The sequence below is a fragment of the Roseomonas sp. OT10 genome, assembly GCF_020991085.1.
Taxonomy (GTDB): domain Bacteria; phylum Pseudomonadota; class Alphaproteobacteria; order Acetobacterales; family Acetobacteraceae; genus Roseomonas; species Roseomonas cutis.
This window is the reverse complement of record NZ_CP087719.1, coordinates 4990220-5012683: the sequence shown is the minus strand read 5'-3', so window position 1 is coordinate 5012683 and position 22464 is coordinate 4990220. Positions and strand designations below refer to the sequence as shown.

At 73.5% G+C, this 22464-nt stretch carries 25 protein-coding genes; 13 read left to right on the top strand and 12 right to left on the bottom strand.

Translation table 11 applies throughout. The annotated features are described in order from the left end of the window. Positions 1–5: 5 nt before the first annotated feature. From LPC08_RS22840 to LPC08_RS22830, 3 genes are read left to right on the top strand one after another with little or no spacing between them, the layout of a single operon-like run. Complete coding sequence (locus LPC08_RS22840) at positions 6–1637, top strand: ABC transporter substrate-binding protein (protein WP_230450518.1); 1632 nt, start codon at positions 6–8, stop codon at positions 1635–1637. Beyond that, positions 1634–3061 carry an amidase gene (locus LPC08_RS22835; protein WP_230450517.1) on the top strand — a complete coding sequence of 476 codons (1428 nt, stop codon included), beginning with the start codon at positions 1634–1636 and terminating at the stop codon, positions 3059–3061. The genes LPC08_RS22840 and LPC08_RS22835 overlap by 4 nt, the downstream gene beginning before the upstream one ends. Beyond that, complete coding sequence (locus tag LPC08_RS22830; RefSeq protein ID WP_230450516.1) at positions 3058–3243, top strand: hypothetical protein; 186 nt, start codon at positions 3058–3060, stop codon at positions 3241–3243. The genes LPC08_RS22835 and LPC08_RS22830 overlap by 4 nt, the downstream gene beginning before the upstream one ends. A gap of 21 nt (positions 3244–3264) precedes the next feature. Here the strand turns inward: LPC08_RS22830 and LPC08_RS22825 are convergent, their stop codons facing one another. Beyond that, complete coding sequence (locus LPC08_RS22825) at positions 3265–4092, bottom strand: SPFH domain-containing protein (RefSeq protein ID WP_230450515.1); 828 nt, start codon at positions 4090–4092, stop codon at positions 3265–3267. 194 nt (positions 4093–4286) lie between these two features. Here LPC08_RS22825 and phnF point away from each other — a divergent pair, with 194 nt between their 5' ends. The 9 genes from phnF to phnN all read left to right on the top strand — a co-directional run bounded on the left by phnF (position 4287) and on the right by phnN (position 11625). Next, positions 4287–5054, top strand: a complete 768-nt coding sequence (phnF, locus tag LPC08_RS22820; RefSeq protein ID WP_230450514.1) for a phosphonate metabolism transcriptional regulator PhnF — start codon at positions 4287–4289, stop codon at positions 5052–5054. Further along, a complete protein-coding gene (locus LPC08_RS22815; RefSeq protein ID WP_230450513.1) occupies positions 5041–6216 on the top strand; it encodes an alpha-D-ribose 1-methylphosphonate 5-triphosphate diphosphatase in 1176 nt (391 codons plus the stop codon). The genes phnF and LPC08_RS22815 overlap by 14 nt, the downstream gene beginning before the upstream one ends. Positions 6217–6580: 364 nt before the next feature. Then, on the top strand, positions 6581–7015 hold the full coding sequence (phnG, locus tag LPC08_RS22810; protein WP_230450512.1) for a phosphonate C-P lyase system protein PhnG: 435 nt from the start codon (positions 6581–6583) through the stop codon (positions 7013–7015). Next, positions 7012–7587 carry a phosphonate C-P lyase system protein PhnH gene (gene phnH / locus LPC08_RS22805; protein WP_230450511.1) on the top strand — a complete coding sequence of 192 codons (576 nt, stop codon included), beginning with the start codon at positions 7012–7014 and terminating at the stop codon, positions 7585–7587. Before phnG ends, phnH begins: the two co-directional genes overlap by 4 nt. A gap of 4 nt (positions 7588–7591) precedes the next feature. Continuing rightward, positions 7592–8692: a carbon-phosphorus lyase complex subunit gene (locus LPC08_RS22800; RefSeq protein WP_230450510.1), complete on the top strand. Its 1101-nt coding sequence runs from the start codon at positions 7592–7594 to the stop codon at positions 8690–8692. Further along, the gene (locus LPC08_RS22795) at positions 8689–9567 is read left to right on the top strand and encodes an alpha-D-ribose 1-methylphosphonate 5-phosphate C-P-lyase PhnJ (RefSeq protein WP_304622044.1); all 879 of its coding nucleotides are present in this window, start codon (positions 8689–8691) and stop codon (positions 9565–9567) included. The genes LPC08_RS22800 and LPC08_RS22795 overlap by 4 nt, the downstream gene beginning before the upstream one ends. Further along, positions 9564–10340, top strand: coding sequence for a phosphonate C-P lyase system protein PhnK (gene phnK / locus LPC08_RS22790; RefSeq protein WP_230450509.1), 777 nt, complete (start codon positions 9564–9566; stop codon positions 10338–10340). The genes LPC08_RS22795 and phnK overlap by 4 nt, the downstream gene beginning before the upstream one ends. After that, on the top strand, positions 10337–11050 hold the full coding sequence (phnL, locus tag LPC08_RS22785) for a phosphonate C-P lyase system protein PhnL (protein WP_230450508.1): 714 nt from the start codon (positions 10337–10339) through the stop codon (positions 11048–11050). Before phnK ends, phnL begins: the two co-directional genes overlap by 4 nt. Continuing rightward, on the top strand, positions 11047–11625 hold the full coding sequence (gene phnN, locus LPC08_RS22780) for a phosphonate metabolism protein/1,5-bisphosphokinase (PRPP-forming) PhnN (RefSeq protein ID WP_230450507.1): 579 nt from the start codon (positions 11047–11049) through the stop codon (positions 11623–11625). The genes phnL and phnN overlap by 4 nt, the downstream gene beginning before the upstream one ends. A gap of 476 nt (positions 11626–12101) precedes the next feature. Here phnN and LPC08_RS22775 read toward each other — a convergent pair whose 3' ends face one another. From LPC08_RS22775 to LPC08_RS22730, 10 genes are all read right to left on the bottom strand, one after another. Beyond that, a complete protein-coding gene (locus tag LPC08_RS22775; protein ID WP_230450506.1) occupies positions 12102–12860 on the bottom strand; it encodes an SDR family NAD(P)-dependent oxidoreductase in 759 nt (252 codons plus the stop codon). 80 nt (positions 12861–12940) lie between these two features. Then, entirely contained in the window at positions 12941–13837 is an 897-nt protein-coding gene (phnE, locus tag LPC08_RS22770; RefSeq protein ID WP_230450505.1) for a phosphonate ABC transporter, permease protein PhnE, read from the bottom strand. Then, positions 13834–14727 carry a phosphonate ABC transporter, permease protein PhnE gene (gene phnE, locus LPC08_RS22765; RefSeq protein ID WP_230450504.1) on the bottom strand — a complete coding sequence of 298 codons (894 nt, stop codon included), beginning with the start codon at positions 14725–14727 and terminating at the stop codon, positions 13834–13836. The genes phnE (LPC08_RS22770) and phnE (LPC08_RS22765) overlap by 4 nt, the downstream gene beginning before the upstream one ends. A 67-nt stretch (positions 14728–14794) precedes the next feature. Continuing rightward, positions 14795–15721 (bottom strand): phosphonate ABC transporter substrate-binding protein, encoded by a 927-nt coding sequence (gene phnD / locus LPC08_RS22760; protein ID WP_230450503.1) that lies wholly within the window; start codon positions 15719–15721, stop codon positions 14795–14797. A gap of 52 nt (positions 15722–15773) precedes the next feature. Further along, entirely contained in the window at positions 15774–16592 is an 819-nt protein-coding gene (gene phnC / locus LPC08_RS22755) for a phosphonate ABC transporter ATP-binding protein (RefSeq protein ID WP_230450502.1), read from the bottom strand. Between the two features lie 94 nt (positions 16593–16686). Next, entirely contained in the window at positions 16687–16998 is a 312-nt protein-coding gene (locus LPC08_RS22750) for a hypothetical protein (RefSeq protein WP_230450501.1), read from the bottom strand. Between the two features lie 690 nt (positions 16999–17688). Next, positions 17689–18099: a type II toxin-antitoxin system tRNA(fMet)-specific endonuclease VapC gene (vapC, locus tag LPC08_RS22745; RefSeq protein ID WP_230450500.1), complete on the bottom strand. Its 411-nt coding sequence runs from the start codon at positions 18097–18099 to the stop codon at positions 17689–17691. After that, positions 18096–18320, bottom strand: coding sequence for a type II toxin-antitoxin system VapB family antitoxin (gene vapB / locus LPC08_RS22740; protein ID WP_230450499.1), 225 nt, complete (start codon positions 18318–18320; stop codon positions 18096–18098). The genes vapC and vapB overlap by 4 nt, the downstream gene beginning before the upstream one ends. A 212-nt stretch (positions 18321–18532) precedes the next feature. Beyond that, positions 18533–19720 carry a benzoate/H(+) symporter BenE family transporter gene (locus tag LPC08_RS22735; RefSeq protein WP_230450498.1) on the bottom strand — a complete coding sequence of 396 codons (1188 nt, stop codon included), beginning with the start codon at positions 19718–19720 and terminating at the stop codon, positions 18533–18535. A gap of 25 nt (positions 19721–19745) precedes the next feature. Continuing rightward, positions 19746–20537 (bottom strand): enoyl-CoA hydratase/isomerase family protein, encoded by a 792-nt coding sequence (locus LPC08_RS22730; RefSeq protein ID WP_230450497.1) that lies wholly within the window; start codon positions 20535–20537, stop codon positions 19746–19748. A 173-nt stretch (positions 20538–20710) separates the two neighbouring features. Between LPC08_RS22730 and LPC08_RS22725 the strand changes: the two genes are divergently transcribed. Further along, a complete protein-coding gene (locus tag LPC08_RS22725; RefSeq protein WP_230450496.1) occupies positions 20711–21520 on the top strand; it encodes a hypothetical protein in 810 nt (269 codons plus the stop codon). On the opposite strand, the gene LPC08_RS22720 is transcribed toward LPC08_RS22725, so the two are convergent. Beyond that, the gene (locus tag LPC08_RS22720; RefSeq protein ID WP_230450495.1) at positions 21497–22144 is read right to left on the bottom strand and encodes a hypothetical protein; all 648 of its coding nucleotides are present in this window, start codon (positions 22142–22144) and stop codon (positions 21497–21499) included. The two genes, LPC08_RS22725 and LPC08_RS22720, sit on opposite strands and share 24 nt — an antisense overlap. Positions 22145–22464: the final 320 nt, after the last annotated feature.

Sequence of the window (22464 nt, the reverse complement as noted above, 5' to 3'; positions counted from 1 at the left end):
ACAGCGTGAGGACATCGAGGATCACGGCCGCCCTGCTGGGCATCGGCGTCACGCTTGCCGCGAGCCTCGCGGCGCCGCGCGAGGCCGTGGCGCAGGGCCAGCCCGGCGTCCTGCGCATCGCCATGACGGCGGCGGACGTGCCCACCATCACAGGCATGCCGAACAACGGCTACGAAGGGATGCGCTTCCTCGGCTACCCGGTCTTCGAGAGCCTGGTGCTGTGGGACCTCTCGCGCGCCGACGTGCCGGCGCCGCTGAAGCCTGGACTGGCCGAGAGCTGGGCGCAGGACCCGGCCGACCCGAAGATCTGGCGCTTCACCCTGCGCCAGGGCGTCACCTTCCACGACGGCACGCCCTTCAACGCCGATGCGGTGATCTGGAACCTGGACCGCTTCCTCAAGGACGGCGCGCCGCAGGCCGAGCCGCAGGGGGCGGCCATCACCCGCGGGCGGCTTTCCGGCATGGTCGCGGGCTACCGCAAGGTGGACGACCGCACGGTGGAGTTCACCACGCCGCGGCCGATCTCCTACTTCCCCTACATCAGCACGGTGATCCTCTTCGCCTCGCCGAAATCGTGGGAGGATGCGGGGCGCGACTGGGCGAAGGTGGCGCAGACCGGCGCGGCCGGCACCGGCCCCTTCCGCATCACCCGCTTCACCCCGCGCCAGAGCGTGGAGCTGTCGCGCTTCGACGGCTACTGGGACGTGCCGCGCCGGGCGAAGCTGGACCGCGTGCTGCTGCTGCCGATCCCGGAGGCGAACACCCGCCTCGCCGGCCTGCGCTCCGGGCAGGTGGACTGGATCGAGGTACCGCCGCCCGACGGCATCCCCTCGCTGAAGCAGGCCGGGTTCAGCGTCGTCACCAACTCCTACCCGCATGTCTGGCCCTGGATCTTCGCCATCGGCAGAGCGAGCAGCCCCGCCGCCGACCTGCGCGTGCGGCAGGCGCTGAACTACTGCGTGGACCGCGACGGTCTGGTCGGGCTGCTGAACGGCACGGCGGAGCCGGCGGTGGGCTTCTACAACCGCTCCAACCCGCTCTTCGGCAATCCGCAGAACCAGTACCGCCTGGACCCCGCGAAGGGGAAGGCGCTGCTGGCCGAGGCGGGGTACGGCCCGCAGCGGCCACTGAAGCTGACGGTGGGCATCTCCACCTCCGGCTCCGGCCAGATGCTGCCGCTGCCGATGAACGAGGCGCTGCAGGAATCGCTGCGCGAGCATTGCGGCGTGCAGGTGGAGTTCCGCACGGTGGAGTGGAACACCCTGCTCACCGGCCTGCGCTCGGCGGTGGACAGCCCCGCCTGGCTGGGGGCGGATGCGCTGAACATCTCGCTCGTCTCCTCCGACCCCTCGGTGATGGCGCGCTGGTTCCTCGCCTCCGCCATCGCGCCGCGCGGGCAGAATGCGGGCGGCTTCGACGATCCCGGCTTCGAGGCGGCCTTCGCCCAGGTCGAGACGGCGACCGACCCGGCGACGGCGAACGCCGCGCTGACCCGCGCGCATGAGCGGCTGGTCGACGCGGCGCCCTGGCTCTACATCGTGCACGACCTCAACCCGCGGGCCATGGCGCGCAACGTGACCGGTTTCGTCTCGGCGCAGAGCTGGTTCCAGGATCTCGCCACGGTGGACAAGCGATGAGCGCCCCCCTGCACTTCGCCACCGTCGCGGAGCTGTCTCGCCTGATCCGGATGCGCCGCCTCTCCCCGGTGGAGCTGGCGGAGCACTGCTTCGCCCGCATCGACGCGCTGGACGGGCGGCTCTGCACGGTCATCGCCCCGATGCGCGAGGCGGCGATGGCCGAGGCCCGTGCGGCGGAGGCGGAGATCGCCGCCGGGCGCTGGCGCGGCCCGCTGCACGGCATCCCCGTCGGGCTCAAGGACATCTACGAGACGGAGGGCGTGCCCACCACCGGCGGCTCCGCGCTGTTCCGCGATCACGTGCCGCTGGAGGATGCGGAGACGGTGCGCCGCCTCCGCGCGGCAGGGGCGGTGATCCCGGCCAAGCTGAACACCTGGGAGTTCGCCGTCGGCGGCACCTCCTTCGACCTGCCCTGGCCGCCCTCGCGCAACCCCTGGGACACGGAGCGCGACCCGACCGGCTCCTCCACCGGCTCGGCGGTCGCGGTCGCGGCGGGGATGCTGCCGGCGGCGCTGGGCTCGGACACGGGCGGCTCGATCCGCGGCCCCGCCGCCTGGTGCGGCATCGCCGGGCACAAGCCGACCTACGGGCTGGTCAGCCGGCGCGGCGTGCTGCCGCTGGCCTTCTCGCTCGACCATGCCGGGCCGATGGCCTGGACGGCCGAGGACTGCGCCCTGCTGCTCCAGGCGCTTGCGGGCTACGACCCGCGCGATCCCGGCAGCGCGGAGGTGGCGATCCCCGACTACGCCGCCGCCTGCGCCGAGGGGGCGGAGAAGGGCCTCGCCGGGCTGCGCGTCGGCGTGGTGCGCCACTTCTACGAGGAGGATGTGGCCTGCGAGCCGGCGGTCCTCGCGGCCATGGAGGATTCGCTCCGCGCCCTGCGCGACCTGGGCGCCAGCCTCCGCGACGTGACGCTGGCGCCCTTCGGCACCTGGGCCTCGGTCGGGCTGCTGATCTCGCGCTCGGAATCTCACGCCATCCACGCGGAATGGCTGCGCGCCACGCCGGAGCTCTACGGCGCCTATGGCCGGGAGCGGCTGATGGCCGGCGCCTTCGTCCCCGCGCCCGACTACGTCAACGCCCAGCGCCACCGCACCCGGCTGGTGACGGAAGCGGCGGCGGTGATGCGCGAGGTGGACATCCTGGTCTTCCCCACCTCCCGCCAGGTGGCCTCGCCGATCGGCGAGGACATCTTCGGCAGCGGCAACGGCTCCGCCTTCTTCAACCGGCCGCACAACCTGCTGGGCTGGCCCGCCCTGTCCGTCTGCAACGGCTTCGACCCGGCCGGCCTGCCCATCGGCCTGCATATCGGCGGCCGCCCCTTCGAGGACGCGCTGGTGCTGAAGGTCGGCGCGGCGATGGAACAGGCGCTGGGCACGCGCGGGCGCCGGCCCGCCATCGCCCTGGAAGGAACGGCGGCATGAGCGAGACCCCCTTCGAGGCCCGGCTGCGCGCCCTCGGCCTGCGCCTCTCGCCCGAGGATGCGAAGCGGATGGAGGCGACCGTCGCCGCCATGGAAAGCGCCCTGCAGGTCGTGCGCGTCCCCCGCCCGGCGGCGGAGGAGCCCCTGGTCGCCTTCCGCCTGCCCTGGCCCCGGCAGGGCTGACGCGCCCCTCGCCGGGGGGGGTCAGCGCCCCGCCGTCCCTTCCCGGGGCTCTTCCGGCACCGGCGCGCGCAGCTCCGGCGGGATCACGCCGCGCCCGTCCCACTGGCGGATCCGCTCCACCTCCAGCGCGGCGGGGCCGCCGCCCAGGGCGGGCGACAGCGCGACCGAGGCGGCGCGGGCCTTGCCCAGCTCGCGTTCCGCCACCACGCGCCGGAACGCGTCGCCGGGATCGATCCCCGTCACCACGAAGGACACCACCTCCACATGCAGCAGCGCCCGGGCCCGGGCGCGGAGGTCGGCGGTCAGCGCCTCCTGGAAGGCGGCATTGTCGCGGATGGCGCGCTCCAGCCCGAACTGGCCCAGCACCGCCTGCACCGCGCCCGCCATGAGCTGCGGCATCATGGTCAGCGGGCTGCGGGTATGGGCATAGCGCCAGCGGATGTCCTCCTCGGTGCCCTCGCGCCAGAAGGCGGCGCCGAAGACCGTGGCGGTGTAGCCCTCGGCGCTCACCGCCGTCATGCCGCGGCTGTCGGATGAGCGGTCGGCCATCACCAGGGCGGTGTCGAAGACCGTGCGGCGGAGCGACCAGGGATTGACCCAGCGGTCCTGGCCGGGGCCGTAGACCGCCATGACCTCGCCGCCGCGAGAGATCACGACCCGCTCCGTCGCCCCGGGGCGGACCATGAAAAGACGGTCGAGCAGCAGGCCGGCGACCAGCGCGACGACCAGCCCCGCCACCACCCAGCCGGCCCGGCGCCGGCGGGGCGAGGCGCTGCGGCCGGCCGGTGGCGGCGGGGCCTCCTCCGGCGGCGGCGGGCGCAGGTTTCGTGTCTCCGTGCGGTTGTCCATGCCGCTGCCGACGGCCTCCCTGCTCCTGGCCCACCGCCGCCCGCCGATCGGATCGGCCCGGCTCTGGCCCTCACAGCGCGCGGGAGGAGGATTCGTTCCCACCGGGGCGGTGGGGGCCGGGCCGGAATGTCACGGGATTGTCAGCCGAAAGTCATCCGAATGAATCATCGCCGGTCCTATCCTGTGGCCACACCATGACCTCCGATCCTCCCGACAAGGCCCTCTGGCACCGGATCCGGTCCGCGCTGCTGGCGGAGATCCGCGATGGCCGCCTCGCCCCCGGGGCGCGGCTGCCGACCGAGACGGCCCTGATGTCCCGCTTCGGCGTCGGCCGGCACAGCGTCCGCCGCGCCTTGGAGGCGCTGGAGACGCAGGGGCTGGTCAGCATCCGGCACGGCAGCGGCAGCTATGTCCGCCCTGCCGGGGTGCTGGACTACCGGCTGTCGGAGCGGACCCGCTTCTCGCAGAACCTGCTGGAACAGGGGCGCGAGCCCTCCGGCACCCTCCTGTCCGGGATCGACATCCCCGCCCCGCCGGGCGTGGCCCTGGCGCTGCGGCTGCCGGAAGGGGAGCCGGTGCACTGCCTGCGCCGCCTCGGCCTCGCCGACGGCGCGCCGGTCAACCTCTCCACCGCCTGCTACCCCGCCCGCCGCTTCCCCGGGCTGCTGGAGGCGTTCCGGGACGGGGACGGCATCAGCAGGGTGCTCGCCGCCTATGGCGTGGCCGACTACCTGCGCCTCACCTCCACCATCACCACCCGCCTGCCCAGCGCCGGGGAGGCGCGCCACCTCGACCAGGCCGCGACCGACCCGGTGCTGGTGGTCTGCAAGGTGGATGCGGACCTGTCCGGCGTGCCCATCGCCTGGTCGGAGACGGTCTGGGCCGGGGCGCGGGTGCAGCTTTCGATCGACAATTCGGCCCTGCTCGGCCGTGACGGAGATGCCGCCGATGTGGCTGGGTAACCTGCGGCTGGTCCTGCCGGATCAGGTCGTCGCGCGCGGCGCGGTGCGGATCGAGGGCGGCACCGTCGCCGCCATCGCCGAGGGCGAGGCCCCCGGTCCCGCGATCGACGGGCGCGGGCTGACGCTGATCCCGGGCCTCGTCGACCTGCATGGCGACATGATCGAGAAGGAGGTGGAGCCGCGCCCCGGCGCCCCCTTCCCGCTGCCCGTCGCGGTGGCCGAGCTGGACCGCCGCCTCGCCGCCTCCGGCGTCACCACCGCCTATGCCGGCGTCTCCTTCGCCGAGACCCGCGACCGCGGCCACCTGCGTTCCGAGGAGAAGGCGCGCGGCATCGTCGAGGCGGTGATGGCCGCGCGCGACGGGCTGCTGGTGGACCTGCGCGTGCACGCCCGCTTCGAGGTGACCAACGCGCGCGCCGAGCCCGTGCTGCGGGAGCTGGTGGGGCGGGAGCTGGTGCACCTGGTCTCGCTGACCGACCACACGCCGGGCCAGGGCCAGTACCGGCAGCTCGAGCACTACGTGAGCTACTACGTCCGCGCCCATGGCCACGACGCGGCGGCGGTGGAGGCGGAGGCGCGCGCCCGCATGGCCGCGCGCGAGGCCACGCCGCTCGCCTGGGAGGTGGCGCAGGGCGTCACCGGCCTGGCCCGCGAGCGCGGCATCCCCATCGCCTCGCACGACGACGACACGCCCGAGAAGGTGCGCGTGATGCAGGCGCTGGGCGCGACGATCAGCGAGTTCCCCGTCACCGTCGCCGCCGCCGCCGAGGCGCGCCACCTCGGCCTCGCCACGCTGATGGGCGCGCCCAACGCCCTGCGCGGCGGCTCCATGACCGGCAACATCTCCGCCCTGACCCTGGCCGAGGCAGGCCTGCTCGACGCGCTGGCCGCCGACTACCACCAGGGCGCCATGCTGCCGGCGGTCTTCGCCTATGCCCGCACCGGCGTGATGCCCCTGCCGGAGGCGATCGCGCTCGTCACCCGCAACCCGGCCCGCGCCGTGGGGCTGGAAGACCGTGGCGCCGTCGCGGAAGGGCAGCGCGCCGACCTCGCCCTGGTCGAGGACCGCGGCGACGCCCCGCCCCGCATCCGCGCGACGCTCCGGGCCGGGGTGCCCGTCTATTCGGATGGCACGCTGCGGCTGGACGGGCTGGTGGCGTGATGCGTGGCGCGACCCCCCGGGGGAAAGACGCCGTCTTTCCCCCCATCCCCCCTATCTGCCAGGACCCTGCGGGCCCTGGACCCGGTGGGTGCTGCCGCGGGACAGCCGGACACGGGGTCACGTCGCCGGAGGTCGTGGACCTCCGGCGGGTTCGGCCACCGCGCTCGCTGCCGGATTCTTCCGCTTTCTCTGCGCTCCGCCTGACCACGCGCTCTCCGGGTTCGGCCCGAAGGCCAAACCCCTGGCCGCGCGGAGCCAGACTCCTGCCGGGGTCCGGGGGCCGGCCCGCCCCCGGCGGAGGGGGAATGGGGGGAGGCGGCGCCTCCCCCGGGGAACGAGCGCAACGGCAACGGGGACCGCAGCCATGACCGAGGCGAGACGCCGCTGGATGGGGGTGCTGGCCCGGGCCGGCGCCGGGGAGATCGAGGCCCGGCTGGAGGCCACGCCGCTGCCGGCGCACACGCGGCTGCGCGGCCCGGAGACGGGGCTGGTGATGGTGCGCGGCCGGGCCGGGGGGGACGGGGCGCCGTTCAACCTGGGCGAGATGACGGTGACGCGCTGTGCCGTGCGGCTGGCGGACGGGGCGGTGGGCCATGCCTACCGCGCCGGGCGGGATGCGCGGGCGGCGGAGCTGTCCGCCGTGCTGGACGCGGCCTTGCAGGACCCGGCGCGGCGCGGCGCGCTGCTGGACGGGGTGATCGCACCGTTGGCCGAGGCACAGGAGGCCGCGCGGCAGGTCCAGGCGCGCAAGGCGGCGGCCACGCGGGTGCAGTTCTTCACGATGGCGAACATGCGATGAGCGACCTGCTTCCCGGCTTCGCCGACCCCGTCGCGGGGCCCCAGGCGACCTTCCGCGCGGTGCTGGAGGCGATGGCCCGGCCGGGCCGCGTCTTCCGCCTGCCGCTGGCGCCGAGCGGTCCGGCGCCGCTCTCCCCCGCCGCCGCCGCGGTGCTGCTGACGCTGGCCGATGCCGAGACGCCCGTCTGGTCCGATGCCGGCGCGGCGGCGGCGGAATGGCTGCGCTTCCATGCCGGCTGCCCGCTGGTGGATGGCGCCTCGGGGGCCGCCTTCGTCCTGGCGACCGGCACGCCGCCGGCGCTGGGCACGTTGGAACCCGGTAGCGACGAGGAGCCGCACCGCTCCGCCACGCTGGTCCTCCAGGTCGCGGCGCTGGAGGAAGGTGCCGGCTGGCGCCTGACCGGGCCGGGGATCGAGGCGGCGCACCGGCTGCGCGTGACAGGCGCGCCGGACGGGTTCCCGGCGGCATGGGCGGCGAACCGGCGGCGCTTCCCCTGCGGCGTGGACGTCGTCCTCTGCGCCGGGGACCGGGTGGCGGCGCTGCCGCGCAGCGTCGCGATCGCGGAGGGCTGAGGCGATGTACGTCGCGGTGAAGGGTGGCGAGCGCGCCATCGACAACGCCCATGCCTGGCTGGCCGAGGAGCGCCGCGGCGATCCCGCCGTGCCGGAGCTGGGCACGGAGCAGATCGCAGGCCAGCTCACCCTGGCGGTGGACCGGGTGATGGCCGAGGGCTCCTGCCACGACCGGGACCTCGCCGCGCTGGCGATCAAGCAGGCGCGCGGCGACCTGATCGAGGCGGTCTTCCTGCTGCGCGCCTATCGCACCACCCTGCCGCGCTTCGGTGCCAGCGCGCCGCTCGACACGGCGGCGATGCGGGTGCAGCGGCGGGTGTCGGCCACCTACAAGGACCTGCCGGGCGGGCAGGTGCTGGGGCCGACCTTCGACTACACCCACCGCCTGCTGGACCCGGCCCTGGCCGGAGAGGGCAACGCCCCGTCGCCGGCCCCGCAGGCCGAGCCGGGCGAGGACGCGCCGTGCGCCCGGGTCAACGCACTGCTGGCGGCCGAGGGGCTGATGCAGGCGGAGGCGTCCTCCGACGCGGAGCCGGGCGACCTGACGCGCGTGCCGCTCGCCTTCCCCGCCGGGCGGGCGCTGCGGCTGCAGAACCTGGCGCGCGGCGACGAGGGCTTCCTGCTCGGCCTCGCCTATTCCACCCAGCGCGGCTATGGCGGCAACCACCCCTTCGTCGGCGAGGTGCGGCAGGGCGCGGTGACGGTGGAGTTCACCCCGCCGGAGCTGGGCTTCGCGGTGGAGCTGGGCGATCTGGTCGTGACGGAATGCCAGATGGTGAACCAGTTCGCCGGCTCGCGCAGCGAGAAGCCGCAATTCACCCGCGGCTACGGCCTGGTCTTCGGCCGCACCGAGCGGCGGGCCATGGCCATGGCAATCGTGGACCGCGCCCTGCGCGCGGGCGAGCTGGGCGAGGAGGTGCTGGGCCCGGCGCAGGACGAGGAGTTCGTCCTGTCGCATTCCGACAATGTCGAGGCGACCGGCTTCCTCGAACACCTGAAGCTGCCACACTACGTCGATTTCCAGAGCGAGCTGGAGAGCGTGCGCGCCATGCGCGCGGCGGCGGAAGCGACGCCCGACGAATCCTTCCGGGAGGCCGCGGAATGAGCGACGCCGCGATGAACGACACGCCGACCTCCGGCTACAACTTCGCCTATCTGGACGAGGGCACGAAGCGGATGATCCGCCGCGCGCTGCTCAAGGCCGTGGCGGTGCCGGGCTTCCAGGTGCCCTTCGGCTCGCGCGAGATGCCGCTGCCCTATGGCTGGGGCACCGGCGGCATCCAGGTGACGGCGAGCGTCATCGGCCCGGACGACACGCTGAAGGTGATCGACCAGGGCGCGGACGACACGACCAACGCCGTCTCCATCCGCCGCTTCTTCGCCCGCGTCGCGCCGGGGTTGCGCACCACCGAGCGCACGGAGGAGGCCACGGTGATCCAGACCCGCCACCGCATCCCCGAGACGCCGCTGCGCGAGGGGCAGGTGATGGTCTACCAGGTGCCGCAGCCCGAGCCGCTCTACCGGCTGGAGCCGCGCCGCGCGGAGACGCGCCGCCTGCACGCCCTGGCGGAGTACGGGCTGATGCAGGTGAAGCTCTACGAGGACATCACGCGGCACGGGCGGGTCGGCTCCTCCTACGACCATCCGGTGATGGTGAACGGGCGCTACCTGATGTCGCCCTCGCCCATCCCCGGCTTCGACAATCCCAAGCTGCACCGCTCGCCCGCGCTGATGCTGTTCGGCGCGGGGCGCGAGCGGAGGCTCTACGCCGTGCCGCCCTACACGGCGGTGGCCAGCCTGGATTTCGACGACCATCCCTTCGTGCCGCTGCGCGCCGACGGGACCTGCGAGCTGTGCGGCTCGCGGACCAGCTACCTCGACGAGGTGGTGACGGACGACAAGGGCGGGCGGATCTTCGTCTGCTCCGACACGGATTACTGCGGCCAGCGGCAGCAGGCGCTTCCGGAGGCAGCGGAATGAGCGAAGACCCCATCCTTTCCGCCCGCGACCTGCACCTGCGCTACGGCGCGGTGCGGGCGCTGGACGGCGCGGCGCTCGACCTCTGGCCCGGCGAGGTCCTGGCCATCGTGGGCGAATCCGGCTCCGGCAAGTCCAGCCTGCTGCGCGTGCTCTCGGGCGAGGGCCGGCCGGATTCCGGCACGGTGCTCTACCGCGACCCGGCCGGCGGGACGCTCGACGTGCACGGCATCGGCGAGCCGGCGCTGCGGCGGCTGGCCCGCACCGAATGGGGCTTCGTGCGCCAGGACCCGCGCGAGGGGCTGCGCATGGGCGTCTCGGCCGGCGGCAATGTCGGCGAGCGGCTGATGGGCCAGGGCGCCCGCCATTACGGCCGCATCCGCGAGGAGGCGGCGCAGTGGCTGGAGCGGGTGGAGATCGACCGCGCCCGGCTGGACGACGCGCCGCGGCTGTTCTCCGGCGGCATGCGCCAGCGCCTCCAGATCGCCCGCGCCCTGGTGACGCGGCCGCGCCTGGTCTTCATGGACGAACCGACCGGCGGGCTCGACGTCTCCGTCCAGGCGCGCCTCCTCGACCTGATCCGTGCGCTGGTGGGCGAGCTGGGCCTCGCCGTGCTGCTGGTCACGCACGACATCGCCGTGGCGCGGCTGCTGGCGCACCGCATCGTGGTGATGCGCCACGGCCAGGTGGTGGAGGAGGGCCTCACCGACCGGGTGCTGGACGATCCGCGCCACCCCTACACGCAACTCCTCGTCTCCTCGGTGCTGGCGGCATGAGTCCTTCCGACAACGACTGGATCCTCAAGGCCGAAGGGCTGGCCAAGGGCTTCACCCTGCATCTGCGCGGGGCGACCATCCCCGTGCTGCGCGATGTCGGGCTGACCGTCTCGCCCGGGGAATGCGTGGCGCTGTCCGGCCCCTCCGGGGCGGGCAAGTCCACGCTGATGCGGCTGCTGCAAGGCAATTACGGGGCCGATGCCGGTTCCATCCTGGTGCGCCGGCCGGATGGCGCGGTGGTGGACCTCGCCGCCGCCCCGCCGCGCGCCGTGGTGGCGCTGCGCCGCGACACCATCGGCTATGTCAGCCAGTTCCTGCGGGTGATCCCGCGCGTCTCCGCGCTCGACGTGGCGGCGGAGCCGCTGCTGGCCCGCGGCGTGGCGCGGGAGGAGGCGCGGGCGCGCGCCGCCGCCCTGCTGCGCCGGCTGAACCTGCCGGAACACCTGCACGCGCTGCCGCCCGCCACCTTCTCGGGCGGCGAGCAGCAGCGCGTGAACCTGGCGCGCGGCTTCATCGCGCCCTTCCCGCTGCTGCTGCTGGACGAGCCCACCGCCAGCCTGGACGCCGCCAACCGCGCCGTGGTCATCGGGCTGATCGACGAGGCCAAGGCGCGCGGCGCCGCGCTGATCGGCATCTTCCACGATGCGGAGGTACGCGACCGCGTCGCCGACCGGCTGTTCGAGGTGCTGCCGCTGGCGAAGGCGGCATGACCCTGCGTGGCGCCCTGGTGGCGGTGGTCGGTCCCTCCGGCGCCGGCAAGGACACGCTGCTGACGGCGGCCCGCGCGGCGCTGCGCGACGATCCGCGCTTCGTGGCGATCCGCCGCGCCATCACCCGCGGCCCCGACCCCGCGGGCGAGGATCATCGCCCCGTCTCCGTGGAGGACTTCGCCCGCGAGCGCGAGGCCGGCGGCTTCGCCCTGTGGTGGGAGGCGCACGGGCTGCTCTACGGCATCCCGCGCGCTCCGCTGGAGGGCGCCCTGACCGAGGGCCGGGTGGTGCTGGCCAACCTGTCCCGCCACATCCTGCCGGAGGCCGACGCCCGCTACCCGCTGCGCGTGATCGAGGTCACCGCCCCCACCGAGGCCCTGGCCGCCCGCCTCCTGGCGCGCGGGCGGGAGGATGCGGCATCCGTGGCCAGGCGCCTCGCGCGGCAGGTGCCGCTGCCGCCGGGGCTCGACCTCGTCACGGTGCTGAACGATGGCCGCGTCGAAGACGGCGTCGCGCGGCTGGTGCAGGAGTTGCACCGCATCGCAGCAGAAGCAGCCGTGGGCCGGGCGGCCTGAGCCCCCTCCACCAGGGTCCGAAGCCGGGCCACCAGCGCGATGGACGCCTCGGGCCGACGCGCCCGTACCAGGCGGACCGCGGGATGTCGCGCCCGGCGGCCCGGCGTCGGACCGGGAGAGGACGCCGTCCCCTCCCAGACCCTCCCCTGCCGGGGCCACAAGCGGGCCCCGGACCCCGCTGGGAGTTTGGCGCTTCGTGGCTGCCGTCTGCCGTGGGCTGAACCCTGACGGGGCGCGGACAGGCGGAACTCCAGAATAGCTTTGAAGGCGTCAGCGAGTGCTGCGGCCGGTCCCGCCGAGGAGCATGGCTCCTCGGCGCCTCGACCCCGTATCAGGCTGTCCCGCGGCAGCGCCAAATGGGTCCAGGGCCCGCAGGGTCCTGGCGGAGTGGGGGTATCGGGGGCGAGGCGGAGCCTTGCCCCCGGGCCACGGGCGCACCCCGCACCGGCAGACGTCAACGCATGACGCCACGCGGATCAGGCGGCGCCGCCATCCAGGACGATGGTCTCGCCGGTCATGTAGGTTGCGCCCACCGCCAGGAAGAGGATGCCCTGTGCGATCTCCCCGGCGCGGCCGAGGCGATGGAGCAGCGTGCGATCCACGGTCCCGGCCTTACGGTCTTCCGGCCAGGAGGCTGTCCACGGCGTCTCGATCAGGCCGGGCGCGACGGCGTTCACTCGCACCTCCGGCGCCAGGGCGCGGGCCAGGCTGCGGGTCAGGTTGATCAGCCCGGCCTTGCTCGCCGAATAGGCGATGCTGCTGCCGCGCAGCCCGAGGCCCGCGACGGACGCGGTGTTCACGATCGCTCCCCGGCTGGCCCGCAGCGCCGGCGCCGCCGCGCGCGCGCAGCGGAAGGGGCCGAGCAGGTTGGTCGAGAGCAACGACTGCCAGAACTCCTCGGTCATCGCGTCCAGGTCGGCGAAGGCGATCGGCCGGGGCGCCCCCGGCATACCGGCATTGTTCACGAGGATGTCGAGGCCGCCGAGGCGGTCCAGCGCCCCCTGCACCAGGGCTGCGGAGCCGGCCGGGTCCGCGACGTCGCCCGGGGCGGCGATGACGTCGAGCCCCTGCCGGCGCAGGCGGGCGCATTCGGCCTCGCCCCGCGGATCGGCTGCCAGGTGGTTCAGCGCGACCCGCGCGCCGCAGCTCGCGAGAAGCTCGACCGTCGCGAGGCCGATGCCCGAGGCCCCGCCGGTCACCAGAACCCTGCGGCCGGCCAGGTCGGCTGTCAGCATGGCGTTCCCCCCTGCTCCCTTGCCGGGGATCATGGCAGGTCTGGCGGCGGCGGTCGCGGCCCTCGCGGCACGGGCCCCGGCTAGCCCTCCCGCCGGCCGACGCCCCCCGCCAGGGCGGCGCGCAGGCGGCTGGAGACGGTGTCGATCAGCGCCACCACCAGCAGGATCAGCAGCACGATGAAGGCGACCACGCCCCATTCCAGGGTGCGGATCATCTCCGACAACATCAGTCCGATCCCGCCCGCCCCGACGATGCCGATGATGGTCGAGGAGCGGGTGTTGGATTCGAACAGATAGAGCACGTGCCCCGCCATCACCGGCAGGACGGCGGGCAGCACGCCGAAGCGGATGCCGTGCAGCCGGCCGCCGCCGGCGGAGGCGACGCCCTCGACCGGCCGGCGGTCCGCCGCCTCGATCGCCTCGGAGAACAGCTTGCCGAAGGTGCCGATGTCGCTGGTCATGATCGCCAGCACGCCGGCGAAGGGGCCGAGCCCGACCACGCTGACCCAGATCAGCGCCCAGATCAGTGCGTCGACCCCGCGGATGCAGTCCAGCCCCCGCCGGGAGAGGAAATGCACCACCCGCCCCAGGGAGGTGTTGCGCGCCGCGAGGAAGCCCAGCGGGAAGGCGACCAGGGCCGCGCCCAGCGTGCCGAGGAAGGCGATGGCCAGCGTCTCGGCCATCAGGCGCAGGATCAGCAGGAAGCGCGACCAGCTCCCCGGCTCGGGCGGGATCATCAGCCCCAGGAAGCGCAGCAGCTGGTCCAGCCCGCCCACGATCCGCGCCGGCGAGAAGTCCAGCCGCCACAGGCCGAAGGCGAAGAGGCCGATGGCCGCGGCCAGCAGCGCCATGCCACGCAGCCGCGCCGGCGAGAGCAGGCGGAAGGGCGCGGGATGCCGCGCGCGCAGCCCGGCCAGGTCGGCCAGCGCGGCGTCGTGCAGCGGGCGTGGCATCCGCCGGGGCGTGGCGAGGCTCATCGCGCGCCCTCCAGCGTGCCGATCAGCCGGTGCCGCATCCATTCGGTCAGCAGGTCGATCAGCGACACGGTCAGGATGATCAGCAGCAGCAGCGCCGCCACGTCGTTGTAGTAGAATTTGCGGATCGCCTCGATCAGGTCCTGGCCGATGCCGCCGGCGCCGACGAAGCCCAGCACCGAAGCCTGCCGCACGTTGATCTCGAAGCGCAGCATCGCGTAGCTGGCGAAGTTCGGCAGCACCTGTGGCAGGGCGGCGAAGCGGACGATGGCGGGCCAGGAGGCCCCGGCGGCCCGGGCGCCCTCGACCGTCCGACCGTCGATGTTCTCCACCACCTCGGAGAACAGCTTGCCCAAGGCGCCCATGGAGTGGATGGCGATGGCCAGCACCCCCGACACCGGGCCCAGCCCGAAGGCCATCACGAAGATCAGCGCGAAGACGATGTCAGGGACGGTGCGGCAGAATTCCAGGAAGCGGCGCACCGCCCCGCGCAGCCAGGGGTCGGCCACCAGGTTGCGCGCCGCGGCGAAGCTCAGCAGCCCGCCGCCGACCGCCCCGGCGACCGTGCCGAGATAGGCGATCAGCAACGTGTCGCCCAGCAGGACGAGCCACTTGCGCCAGCCCCAGAGCCACTCGCCCGGTGCCTCCCAGACGCGCAGGCCGGGCGAGGTCTCGGACTGGGTGAGGCGGTCGAAATAGCCGAAGAACTGGCCGATGTGCTCGCCCAGGCGGAACAGGTCCACCTCCGCCACGCGGGCGCTGAGCAGGGCGAGCGCCGCGATGACCAGCGCGGTCAGCAGGGCGCGCCGGCGCGGGCCGCGCTGGGCGGCGCGATAGCCGCCCAGGAGCTCGTCGAGCCGCGCGCCGGGCAGGGTGTTCGGGGTGGCCGTCATGCTCGTTCAGGGATTCTGCCTGCCGCCCCGGCCGGCGGCGCCGGGGCGGCAGGCCGGGGCGCGGTGGTCAGGCGCGGCGGCGCAGGTTGTCGACGAAGCGGTTCAGCTCGATGATCGGCTGGTACGCGGCGTTGTCGACCGCGACCCAGGGGCCCTGCTTGCCCTCGTAGATCTTCGTGAAGCCGGCCGGGTCCTCCTTCGGCATGGCCAGCGTGGCGGTGCGGATCGCGTTGCGCAGATCCTCCGGCAGCGAGGTCAGGTAGGCCATCGGCGAGTTCACGATCTGGTCGGACTTGAAGATGATGCGGAAGTCGTCCGCCTTCACCATGTTCTTGCGCGCCATGCGCAGCAGGTTCGACTCCTGCTCGTCGTTCCACCAGTTGGCGGCCATGTCGACCGTGCCCTGCTGCAGCGCGATGACCGCGTTCTCGTGGCTGCCGGTGTAGACGACCCGGCCGAAGAACTCCTCCGGCGTGATCCCCATCTTGTTCAGGGCGAAGCGCGGCACGTTGTTGCCGGAGGTGGAGTTCGGGTCGACCAGGCCCAGGTTCCTGCCCTTCAGGTCCTCGACCTTCTGATAGGGCGAGTCCTTCTTCACGTAGAAGACGGAGTAGTAGCCCTTGGTGCCGTCGAGGTTCGTCTCGATGGCGAAGGCCTCGATCCGCGCGCCGGTCATCAGCGCCCGGGCGAAGGAAGGCGGGCCGTAGGAGGCGATGTGGATGTTGCCGGCGCGCTGGCCCTCGATCACCGCGGCGTAGTCGTTGGCGATGCGCAGCGTGACCTTGGTGCCGAGCTTCCTCGACAGGTAGTCGGTGAAGGGCGTCCAGCGCTCGATCACGCCGGAGGCGTTCTCGGAGGGGATGATGGCGAAGACCAGCTCGGGGTAGCGGCTGGCCCAGCCGGCTTGCGCCCGCGCCGGGGTCGGCACGGCCAGGGCGGGCATGGCCAGGGCGCCGGCGGTGGCGCCGAGCAGCAGGCGGCGTTGCAGCATCATGGGTCGTTCACTCTCTCGGGGGAGGGGCGGCCGCGGCGCGGCCCGCCGGAATTCAGGGCCGCGCGGCGGCGGTCAGGGCGGAGGAGACCATCGCCGCGACATGGGCAGGCACGGGGATGGGCTCCGCCACCTCGGCCGTCTCGAAGCCGTAGAGGGCGCGCACCGTGGCATCGTCCAGCGCGGCGGGCGGCCCGTCGAAGACCAGCCGCCCGTCGGCGAGGCCGATCAGCCGGTCGCAGTAGCTGCGCGCGATGTCGAGCGAATGCAGGTTGCACAGGACGGTGATCCCGTCCTCGCGATTGATCCGGGCCAGCGCATCCATCACCAGCTTGGTGTTGCGCGGGTCGAGCGAGGCGATCGGCTCGTCCGCCAGGATGATCTCCGGCTCCTGCACCAGGGCGCGGGCGATCGCCACGCGCTGCTGCTGCCCGCCGGAGAGGCTGTCGGCCCGCTGGGCGGCCAGCCCGGCCATGTCGAACCGCTCCAGCGCGGCGAGCGCCATGGCGATGTCCGCCTCCGACCACAGCTGCAGCAGGGCGCGGTGCGCCGGCACCCGGTTCAGCCGCCCCACCAGCACGTTGGTCAGCACGTCGAGCCGGCCGCAGAGGTTGAACTGCTGGAACACCATGGCGCAGCGCGCGCGCCAGTCGCGCAGCGCCCGGCCGCGCAGCGACGTGACCTCCGTGCCGTTCCACGCGATGCGCCCCTCGCTGGGATCGACCAGCCGGTTGAGCATCCGCAGCAGCGTGGACTTGCCGGCGCCGGAACGGCCGATCACGCCGACGAAGGACCCCTGTTCGATGCGCAGCGACAGCCCGTCCACGGCCCGCCGGCCGCCGTAGCTTCGGGTCACATGATCGATCGTGAGCATGGCGGCGGTGCTACGCGGATTTGCCTGCGGTCTGATGACAGCCGCGTGAAGGCGTCGTGACACCTGCCGCCCGGCGGCGGCGCCTAGCGGCCGGTCAGACGAACTGTCCCCGCAGGAAGCCCAGGGCCGGCAGGGGCCGCCAGCCGCGCGGCAGGTCGGAGCGGCGGATGGGGGACACGCTGTAGTTCGGCACGGGCATGCGGGCGCTGCGCAGGAAGCCGGCATAGGCGCGGACCTGCTGCTCCCGCCAGTCGCGATCCGCGTCGGCCGCCGCGCGGCTGGGGTAGATGTTCGCGATCCGCGAGCGCCGGCCGACCGCGGCCACCACCGCCCAGAGCCGGTCGTCGCGCAGTTGGCTGAAGCTGACGACCTGATCCGCCGTCCCCGGATAGGCCTCCCGGTTCACGCCCCGGCCTCGTGCTGGCGGTCCCTGGCAATGGTCACGACGGTCCTCCGGCAGGGGAAAGCCATGGTCCGGGGCATGGGCTGGCCACCGGCCCCTCGGCAACAGGAGATAGGAAGGCGGCCGCGGGCTGCGAAGGGTCGCCGGCCCCGGTGCGGCGGGGGGGCCAATCGGGGGGCCAATCGGGGCGCCCGCCTCCGGGATCCGACGGCGTGGCGGCGCGGCATCAGGCGGCCGCCCCTCCCCCATGAGCCGGCCCGGGGGCCTGCATCGCTTCCGGTGGCGCCAAGACACCCTCCCGCCCCATGCCGGGCCGTCCTGTCCTGATGGGAACGGTAGAGGGCTGGCCCGGCGCTGTCGTCGGCCGGGCGTCCCCCGGCGTTGCGCCGCTGCCGCCGGGGCGGCCCTGCTGCCGGTGCGGGCGGAGCGCGGGCGGTTGGAGCTGGGCGCCGTGGCGGTGGGAGTGACGCTGGGGCTCTGCGGCACCGAGATGGTGGCGCGAGCACTGGCGGCGTCGGGGCTGATGCTGGGGACGTTGGCCGCACCCAGGATGGGCGGGGTGCTGGCAGGGGTCGGGGTGGAGGCGTGCCTGTGGGCGTCGGCAGTAGGTTCGCGTGCAGGCCGGGGTGCTGCGGGGGTTGGTGGGGCAGCCGGGGGGTGTGATCCGCCCCTCCCCCTACCCGGCCCGAGCCGTCACGATCCCGCCAGCCAATCCTCGCAACGCAGCCCCGCCACCCGGCCGAACTCGCCCAGGTTGCCGGTCACGACCACCAGCCCACGGCTGCGCGCCTGCCCGGCGATCATGAGGTCATAGGGGCCGATCACCGCGCCCTGGCGCTCCAGCTCCGCGCGGATCTGCGCCGTGTGGGCGGCGGCCGCGTCGTCGAACGGCAGCACGGCCAGCCGGGCGGCAAAGCGCTCCACCTCCCGCCGCACCTCCGCCGGCCGGGCCGAGCGCTCCGCGCCGTACAGCAGCTCGTAGCGCACCACCTCGGAGGTGCAGAGCGCCTCGGCCTCGGCATTGAAGCGCTCCCGCAGGCCCGCCGGCCGGTCGCGCAGCACGCGGATGCACAGGTTGGTGTCGAGCAGGTAGCGCGGCGTCACAGGGCCTCGCGGTCCTGCATCGGCGGCTGTTGCCGTTCCCCGAGATCGACACCGGGGGCGGCGAAGAAGTCGTCCCACGCCGCGTCGGCCGGGGCGATCACGCGGCGGACCCCGTCGCGCAGGATGACCACCTCGCGCACGCCGGCTTCGAAGGCGACGCCCTTCGGCAGGCGCACGGCCTGGGACCGGTTGGACAGGAACAGGGTGGTGCGGGTTGGCATGCCGTCATTGTATATCCCATCGGGATATCAAATCCAGCCCGTCGCTGAACCATCGCGCCGCCGCCGCGGCAGTCGGTCACGCCGGGGCGCGCTGGGCTCGTGTCAGCGGGGGTGATGAAGGCGACCGTCGGGCGCGGCCGTTGCGGGGCGGCGGTTGGAGCGGGGCTAGCGGCGGGGGTGTGGGCCGGGTTCGACCCACTCCAGCCCTCCCGCTACCCCCGCCCCACCCGCTCCAACCCCATCAGCACCCCGCCGGCCACCAACCCCCAGAACGCCGCCCCGATCCCTCCGAACGCCACCCCCGAGGCCGACACCGCGAAGCACACCACCGCCGGCAGCCGGTCGCGCGTGTCGGCCAACGCGGCGGCCAGCGCGCCGCCCAGGCTGGACAGCAGCGCCAGCCCCGCCACCGCCTGGATCAGCAGCGGCGGCGACGCCGCGATGAAGGCCGCCGCGAAGCTCGCGAACAGCCCCAGCACGACATAGGCCGCCCCCGCCGAGGCACTCGCCACCCAGCGCCTTGCCGGGTCCGGATGCGCCTCCGGTCCCGCGCACAGCGCGGCCGTGATGGCGGCCAGGTTCACCAGATGCCCGCCGAACAGCCCGATGATCCCGCTCGCCACCCCGGTCGAAACGAAGATCGGCGCGATGGCCGGGCTGTAGCCATTGGCCCGCAGCACGGCGAGGCCGGGCAGGTTCTGCGAGGCCATCGTCACCAGGAACAGCGGCAGGGCGATGCCGATCGCCGCCCCGGCGGTGAAGACGGGCGGCACGAACACCGGCTGCGGCCACACATCGTGCAGCGCCCCTGCCGGGATCGGCGTCGCCAGCACGACGAGGACGGCCGTGACCAGCACCGCCAGCGGCACGGCGAAGCGCGGCGCGAAGCGTCCGGCCAGCGCCCAGACCAGCACCACCGGCAGGGCCAGCGCCGGCATGGCCCCCACCGCCCGCACGGGGGCGAAGCACAGCTCCAGCAGCACCCCCGCCAGCATGGCGGCGGCGAGGCTCATCGGGATGGCCGCCACCGCCCGGCCGAAGGGGCGCCACAGCCCCGCCGCCACCACCAGCGCCGAGGCCAGCAGGAAGGCCCCCACGGCGGCGGGAAAGCCCCCGGCCGGCACGCCGGTCGCGACCAGCAGCGCCGCGCCGGGCGTGGACCAGGCGATGGAGATCGGCATCCGCGTCCACCAGCCCAGCCCGATGCCGAGCAGCCCTTTGACGACGCACAGCGCCAGCAGCCCCGACGCCGCCTGCGCCGGGCTGGCCCCCACCGCCGCGAGGCCGGCGAGGACGATGGTGAAGGAGGAGGCGAAGCCGACGACGCCGGCCAGCACGCCGGCGGAGACGGGTTGCAGCAGGGAGGCGGGCGAGGCGCCGGGAACGGGGTCGCGGGGCATGGGGCGGTCCTGTCGGCGGGCGGGGCTAGCGCCCCTTCCACACGGGCGGGCGCTTGCCCAGGAAGGCGTCCATCCCCTCGCGGAAATCCTCGCTCATGTAGCAGGAGAGCAGGATGTCGCGCGTCTCCTCGGGCGCCATCCGCTCCTTCACCCGCCGCACCGCCTCCTTCGTCGCGCGCAGCGTCAGCGGCGCGTGCGAGGCGACGAGGCGGGCAAGCTCCAGCGCCCGCGGCATCAGGCCCGCGGCATCGGCCACCACCTCCGACACCAGCCCGACCGACTTCGCCTCCTCCGCGCCCAGCAGGCGGGCGGTGAAGATCATCTCCTTGGTCCGCGCCGGGCCGATCAGCGACACCAGCCGCGTGATGTTGGAAACGGACAGCGTGTTCCCCAGCGTGCGCGCCACGGGGAAGCCGATGCGCGTCCCGGGCTCGGCGACGCGCAGGTCGCAGCACAGCGCGATCCCCGCCCCGCCGCCGGTGGTGGCACCGTTCAGCGCGGCGACGGTCGGCACCGGACAGGCCTCCAGCGCGCCCAGCACGCGGTCGATCCGCTGCTCATAGGCGATGGGGTCGGCCTCCGTCTTGAAGGCGCGGAACTGCGAGATGTCCGTCCCGGCGGCGAAGGCCTTCTCCCCCGCGCCGGTCAGGATCATGGCGCGGATGCTGCCGGAGCGCCTGACCTCGGCCCCGATCTCGGAACAGATCTCGGCCAGCCGGTCATACATGGCGAAGGTCAGCGCGTTGCGCGCCTGCGGCCGGTTGAAGGTGACGAAGGCGAGGTCGCCCTCGACGCGATAGAGCAGTTCGTCGGTCATGCGGGCCGTCCGTGGCTGGCGAGTCGGAAGCGGGGCCGGGTCGGCGCCCTGCCCCTTCCTACGCCCAGGAAGCGCAGATTGGCGACCGGCCGGCGCACCGTGACCGCGTCGTCGCCCTGGCGGCTAGCGGCACATAGCCGGCGCGCTGGGCCTGCTCGATATCGGCCACGAACTTGCCCACCTGGGCCAGGCGGCCGGAGTCCTCGCCCGATTCCCTGGCCTTGCCCAGCGCGCGGCGCGCGTGGTTCTCGATCCGACAGGCGCCGAATTCCTGCGGGGTGATCGGGCTGTTGGGGTCGCCGGCCGCGCGCAGCCCCCAGCCGGGCCGCTGCCTGGCGATACAGGCCGCCCAGCACGCCATCGCCCAGCCGCGCGCGGCGGTAGAGCCGCGCCAGGTCGCCCGGCGGGTGAAGCACGATCCGGCCGCCCTCCAGCAGGATGCCCGCCGGGCGGCCGAGGGGACCGTCGAGCAGCGCCTCGCGGGTGCTGCCGAAGCGTTCGCCATCACGAGGCGGGACGGAATTGCGATCTTCCGGTTCTCCCGTTACATCCTGGTCCGTGGCGGCGTTGCCTTCCTTGCCGGTCCCAGTCTCTGCTTGGTCTCCAGGCACCCTGGCCGCAGGAAACCACCTGCTTCGGCGGGCATGACCTGGGCGCCGTCGCTTTCCGCGCCAGCCTTGTTGGCAGCAGGTGGCGTCACTATAACAAGACCATTCACGCCATCGCCCTGGGCGTTGGGATCGAGGGTGGACACCACGCTGTCCACATTCATCGTGGCGGGATACTTCCTCACCGAAACGGTCGCCAGCTCCCTCCGCTTCGCGGGGATTTCCTCCAGGGAGAGGACCGAGCCATCTGGCATGCGCTTCACGAACCCCACCCGATCTTTGCCGAACCGGTCTTTCGTCCCGGAAAAAGATGCGGTCCGGCTGCTGAACCACGGCTGGCAGGATTTCAGGTCAGCATCCGTCACGGCGATCTGACCACGCGACCGTTCGGTCTTCTCGTCGTCGTGGTTCTCGATGGTGTGACGCGCGGCCAGTATGATTCAGTTCGAGACGTGCCCAGGTCTCCCTTCCGGGGGCATGCCCTGGCCAGCAGGCCGCTTCGATGACCGCTCGGATCGCATCAACGGTGTGCGGCTCGACGCTATGGCGGATGTCGTCATCGCCAGCATTGAGATGCCGCCCATCACCCGCTAGATTGGGTATGACCCCTGCGGCGCGGTTCACGGGCTCCGTGAGCCGGAAACCATAGAGGGCTGGTTTTAGGGCCTGGTCTTCGGACCCGGCAATCTCGGCCGCCCACTCCCCCCGCAGGGGACTTTCTTTCCCGATGCCCAAGGCATCGTCCCGAGCCGCTTCCCGGACCCATGGGTCAGCAGGTTTGGCGTCGTTGAACTCCACCGCCTCCACCATATGGAGCCCGTTCGGCGTGGTGCCGTCCACGATCTCCTGGACCGTCAGTTTCGCCCGCATGGCACGGCGATCCGGCGTCACCACCAGCGCAAGGAAGCGGTACAGGGCGTCGATGTTGGGGGCGCCTTCACGGTCCGGCTTGCCCCAGCCGAGGATCGCCCGCTCGAACAACTGGTCGGCATTGGCCACGGCCAGAGAGTGGGCCGCGGGGCTTCCCGATTTCCCCACCGCCTTGCGACTGATACGGACGGCGGGATGGCCTGGTCCATGCCGGCGCGGGGTGCGCCCGTGGCCCGGGGGCAAGGCGCTGCCTCGCCCCCGTACCCCCACTCCGCCAGAACCCTGCGGGCCCTGGACCCGATCAGCGCTGCCGCGGGACAGCCTGACACGGGGTCGAGGCGCCGAGGAGCATGGCTCCTCGGCGGGACCGGCCGCAGCATTCGCTGACGCCTTCAAAGCTATTCTGGAGTCCCGCCTGTCCGCGCGCTCCTTGGCTTCAGCCCGGAGGC

Excerpts from the sequence above, each read along its gene's own strand:
- LPC08_RS22835 (WP_230450517.1), top strand. The coding sequence starts at position 1,634 with ATGAGCGCCCCCCTGCACTTCGCCACCGTCGCGGAGCTGTCTCGCCTG.
- LPC08_RS22830 (WP_230450516.1), top strand. The coding sequence starts at position 3,058 with ATGAGCGAGACCCCCTTCGAGGCCCGGCTGCGCGCCCTCGGCCTGCGC.
- LPC08_RS22825 (WP_230450515.1), bottom strand. The coding sequence starts at position 4,092 with ATGGACAACCGCACGGAGACACGAAACCTGCGCCCGCCGCCGCCGGAG.
- phnF (WP_230450514.1), top strand. The coding sequence starts at position 4,287 with ATGACCTCCGATCCTCCCGACAAGGCCCTCTGGCACCGGATCCGGTCC.
- LPC08_RS22815 (WP_230450513.1), top strand. The coding sequence starts at position 5,041 with ATGTGGCTGGGTAACCTGCGGCTGGTCCTGCCGGATCAGGTCGTCGCG.
- phnG (WP_230450512.1), top strand. The coding sequence starts at position 6,581 with ATGACCGAGGCGAGACGCCGCTGGATGGGGGTGCTGGCCCGGGCCGGC.
- phnH (WP_230450511.1), top strand. The coding sequence starts at position 7,012 with ATGAGCGACCTGCTTCCCGGCTTCGCCGACCCCGTCGCGGGGCCCCAG.
- LPC08_RS22800 (WP_230450510.1), top strand. The coding sequence starts at position 7,592 with ATGTACGTCGCGGTGAAGGGTGGCGAGCGCGCCATCGACAACGCCCAT.
- LPC08_RS22795 (WP_304622044.1), top strand. The coding sequence starts at position 8,689 with ATGAGCGACGCCGCGATGAACGACACGCCGACCTCCGGCTACAACTTC.
- phnK (WP_230450509.1), top strand. The coding sequence starts at position 9,564 with ATGAGCGAAGACCCCATCCTTTCCGCCCGCGACCTGCACCTGCGCTAC.
- phnL (WP_230450508.1), top strand. The coding sequence starts at position 10,337 with ATGAGTCCTTCCGACAACGACTGGATCCTCAAGGCCGAAGGGCTGGCC.
- phnN (WP_230450507.1), top strand. The coding sequence starts at position 11,047 with ATGACCCTGCGTGGCGCCCTGGTGGCGGTGGTCGGTCCCTCCGGCGCC.
- LPC08_RS22775 (WP_230450506.1), bottom strand. The coding sequence starts at position 12,860 with ATGCTGACAGCCGACCTGGCCGGCCGCAGGGTTCTGGTGACCGGCGGG.
- phnE (WP_230450505.1), bottom strand. The coding sequence starts at position 13,837 with ATGAGCCTCGCCACGCCCCGGCGGATGCCACGCCCGCTGCACGACGCC.
- phnE (WP_230450504.1), bottom strand. The coding sequence starts at position 14,727 with ATGACGGCCACCCCGAACACCCTGCCCGGCGCGCGGCTCGACGAGCTC.
- phnD (WP_230450503.1), bottom strand. The coding sequence starts at position 15,721 with ATGATGCTGCAACGCCGCCTGCTGCTCGGCGCCACCGCCGGCGCCCTG.
- phnC (WP_230450502.1), bottom strand. The coding sequence starts at position 16,592 with ATGCTCACGATCGATCATGTGACCCGAAGCTACGGCGGCCGGCGGGCC.
- vapB (WP_230450499.1), bottom strand. The coding sequence starts at position 18,320 with ATGCCAACCCGCACCACCCTGTTCCTGTCCAACCGGTCCCAGGCCGTG.
- LPC08_RS22735 (WP_230450498.1), bottom strand. The coding sequence starts at position 19,720 with ATGCCCCGCGACCCCGTTCCCGGCGCCTCGCCCGCCTCCCTGCTGCAA.
- LPC08_RS22730 (WP_230450497.1), bottom strand. The coding sequence starts at position 20,537 with ATGACCGACGAACTGCTCTATCGCGTCGAGGGCGACCTCGCCTTCGTC.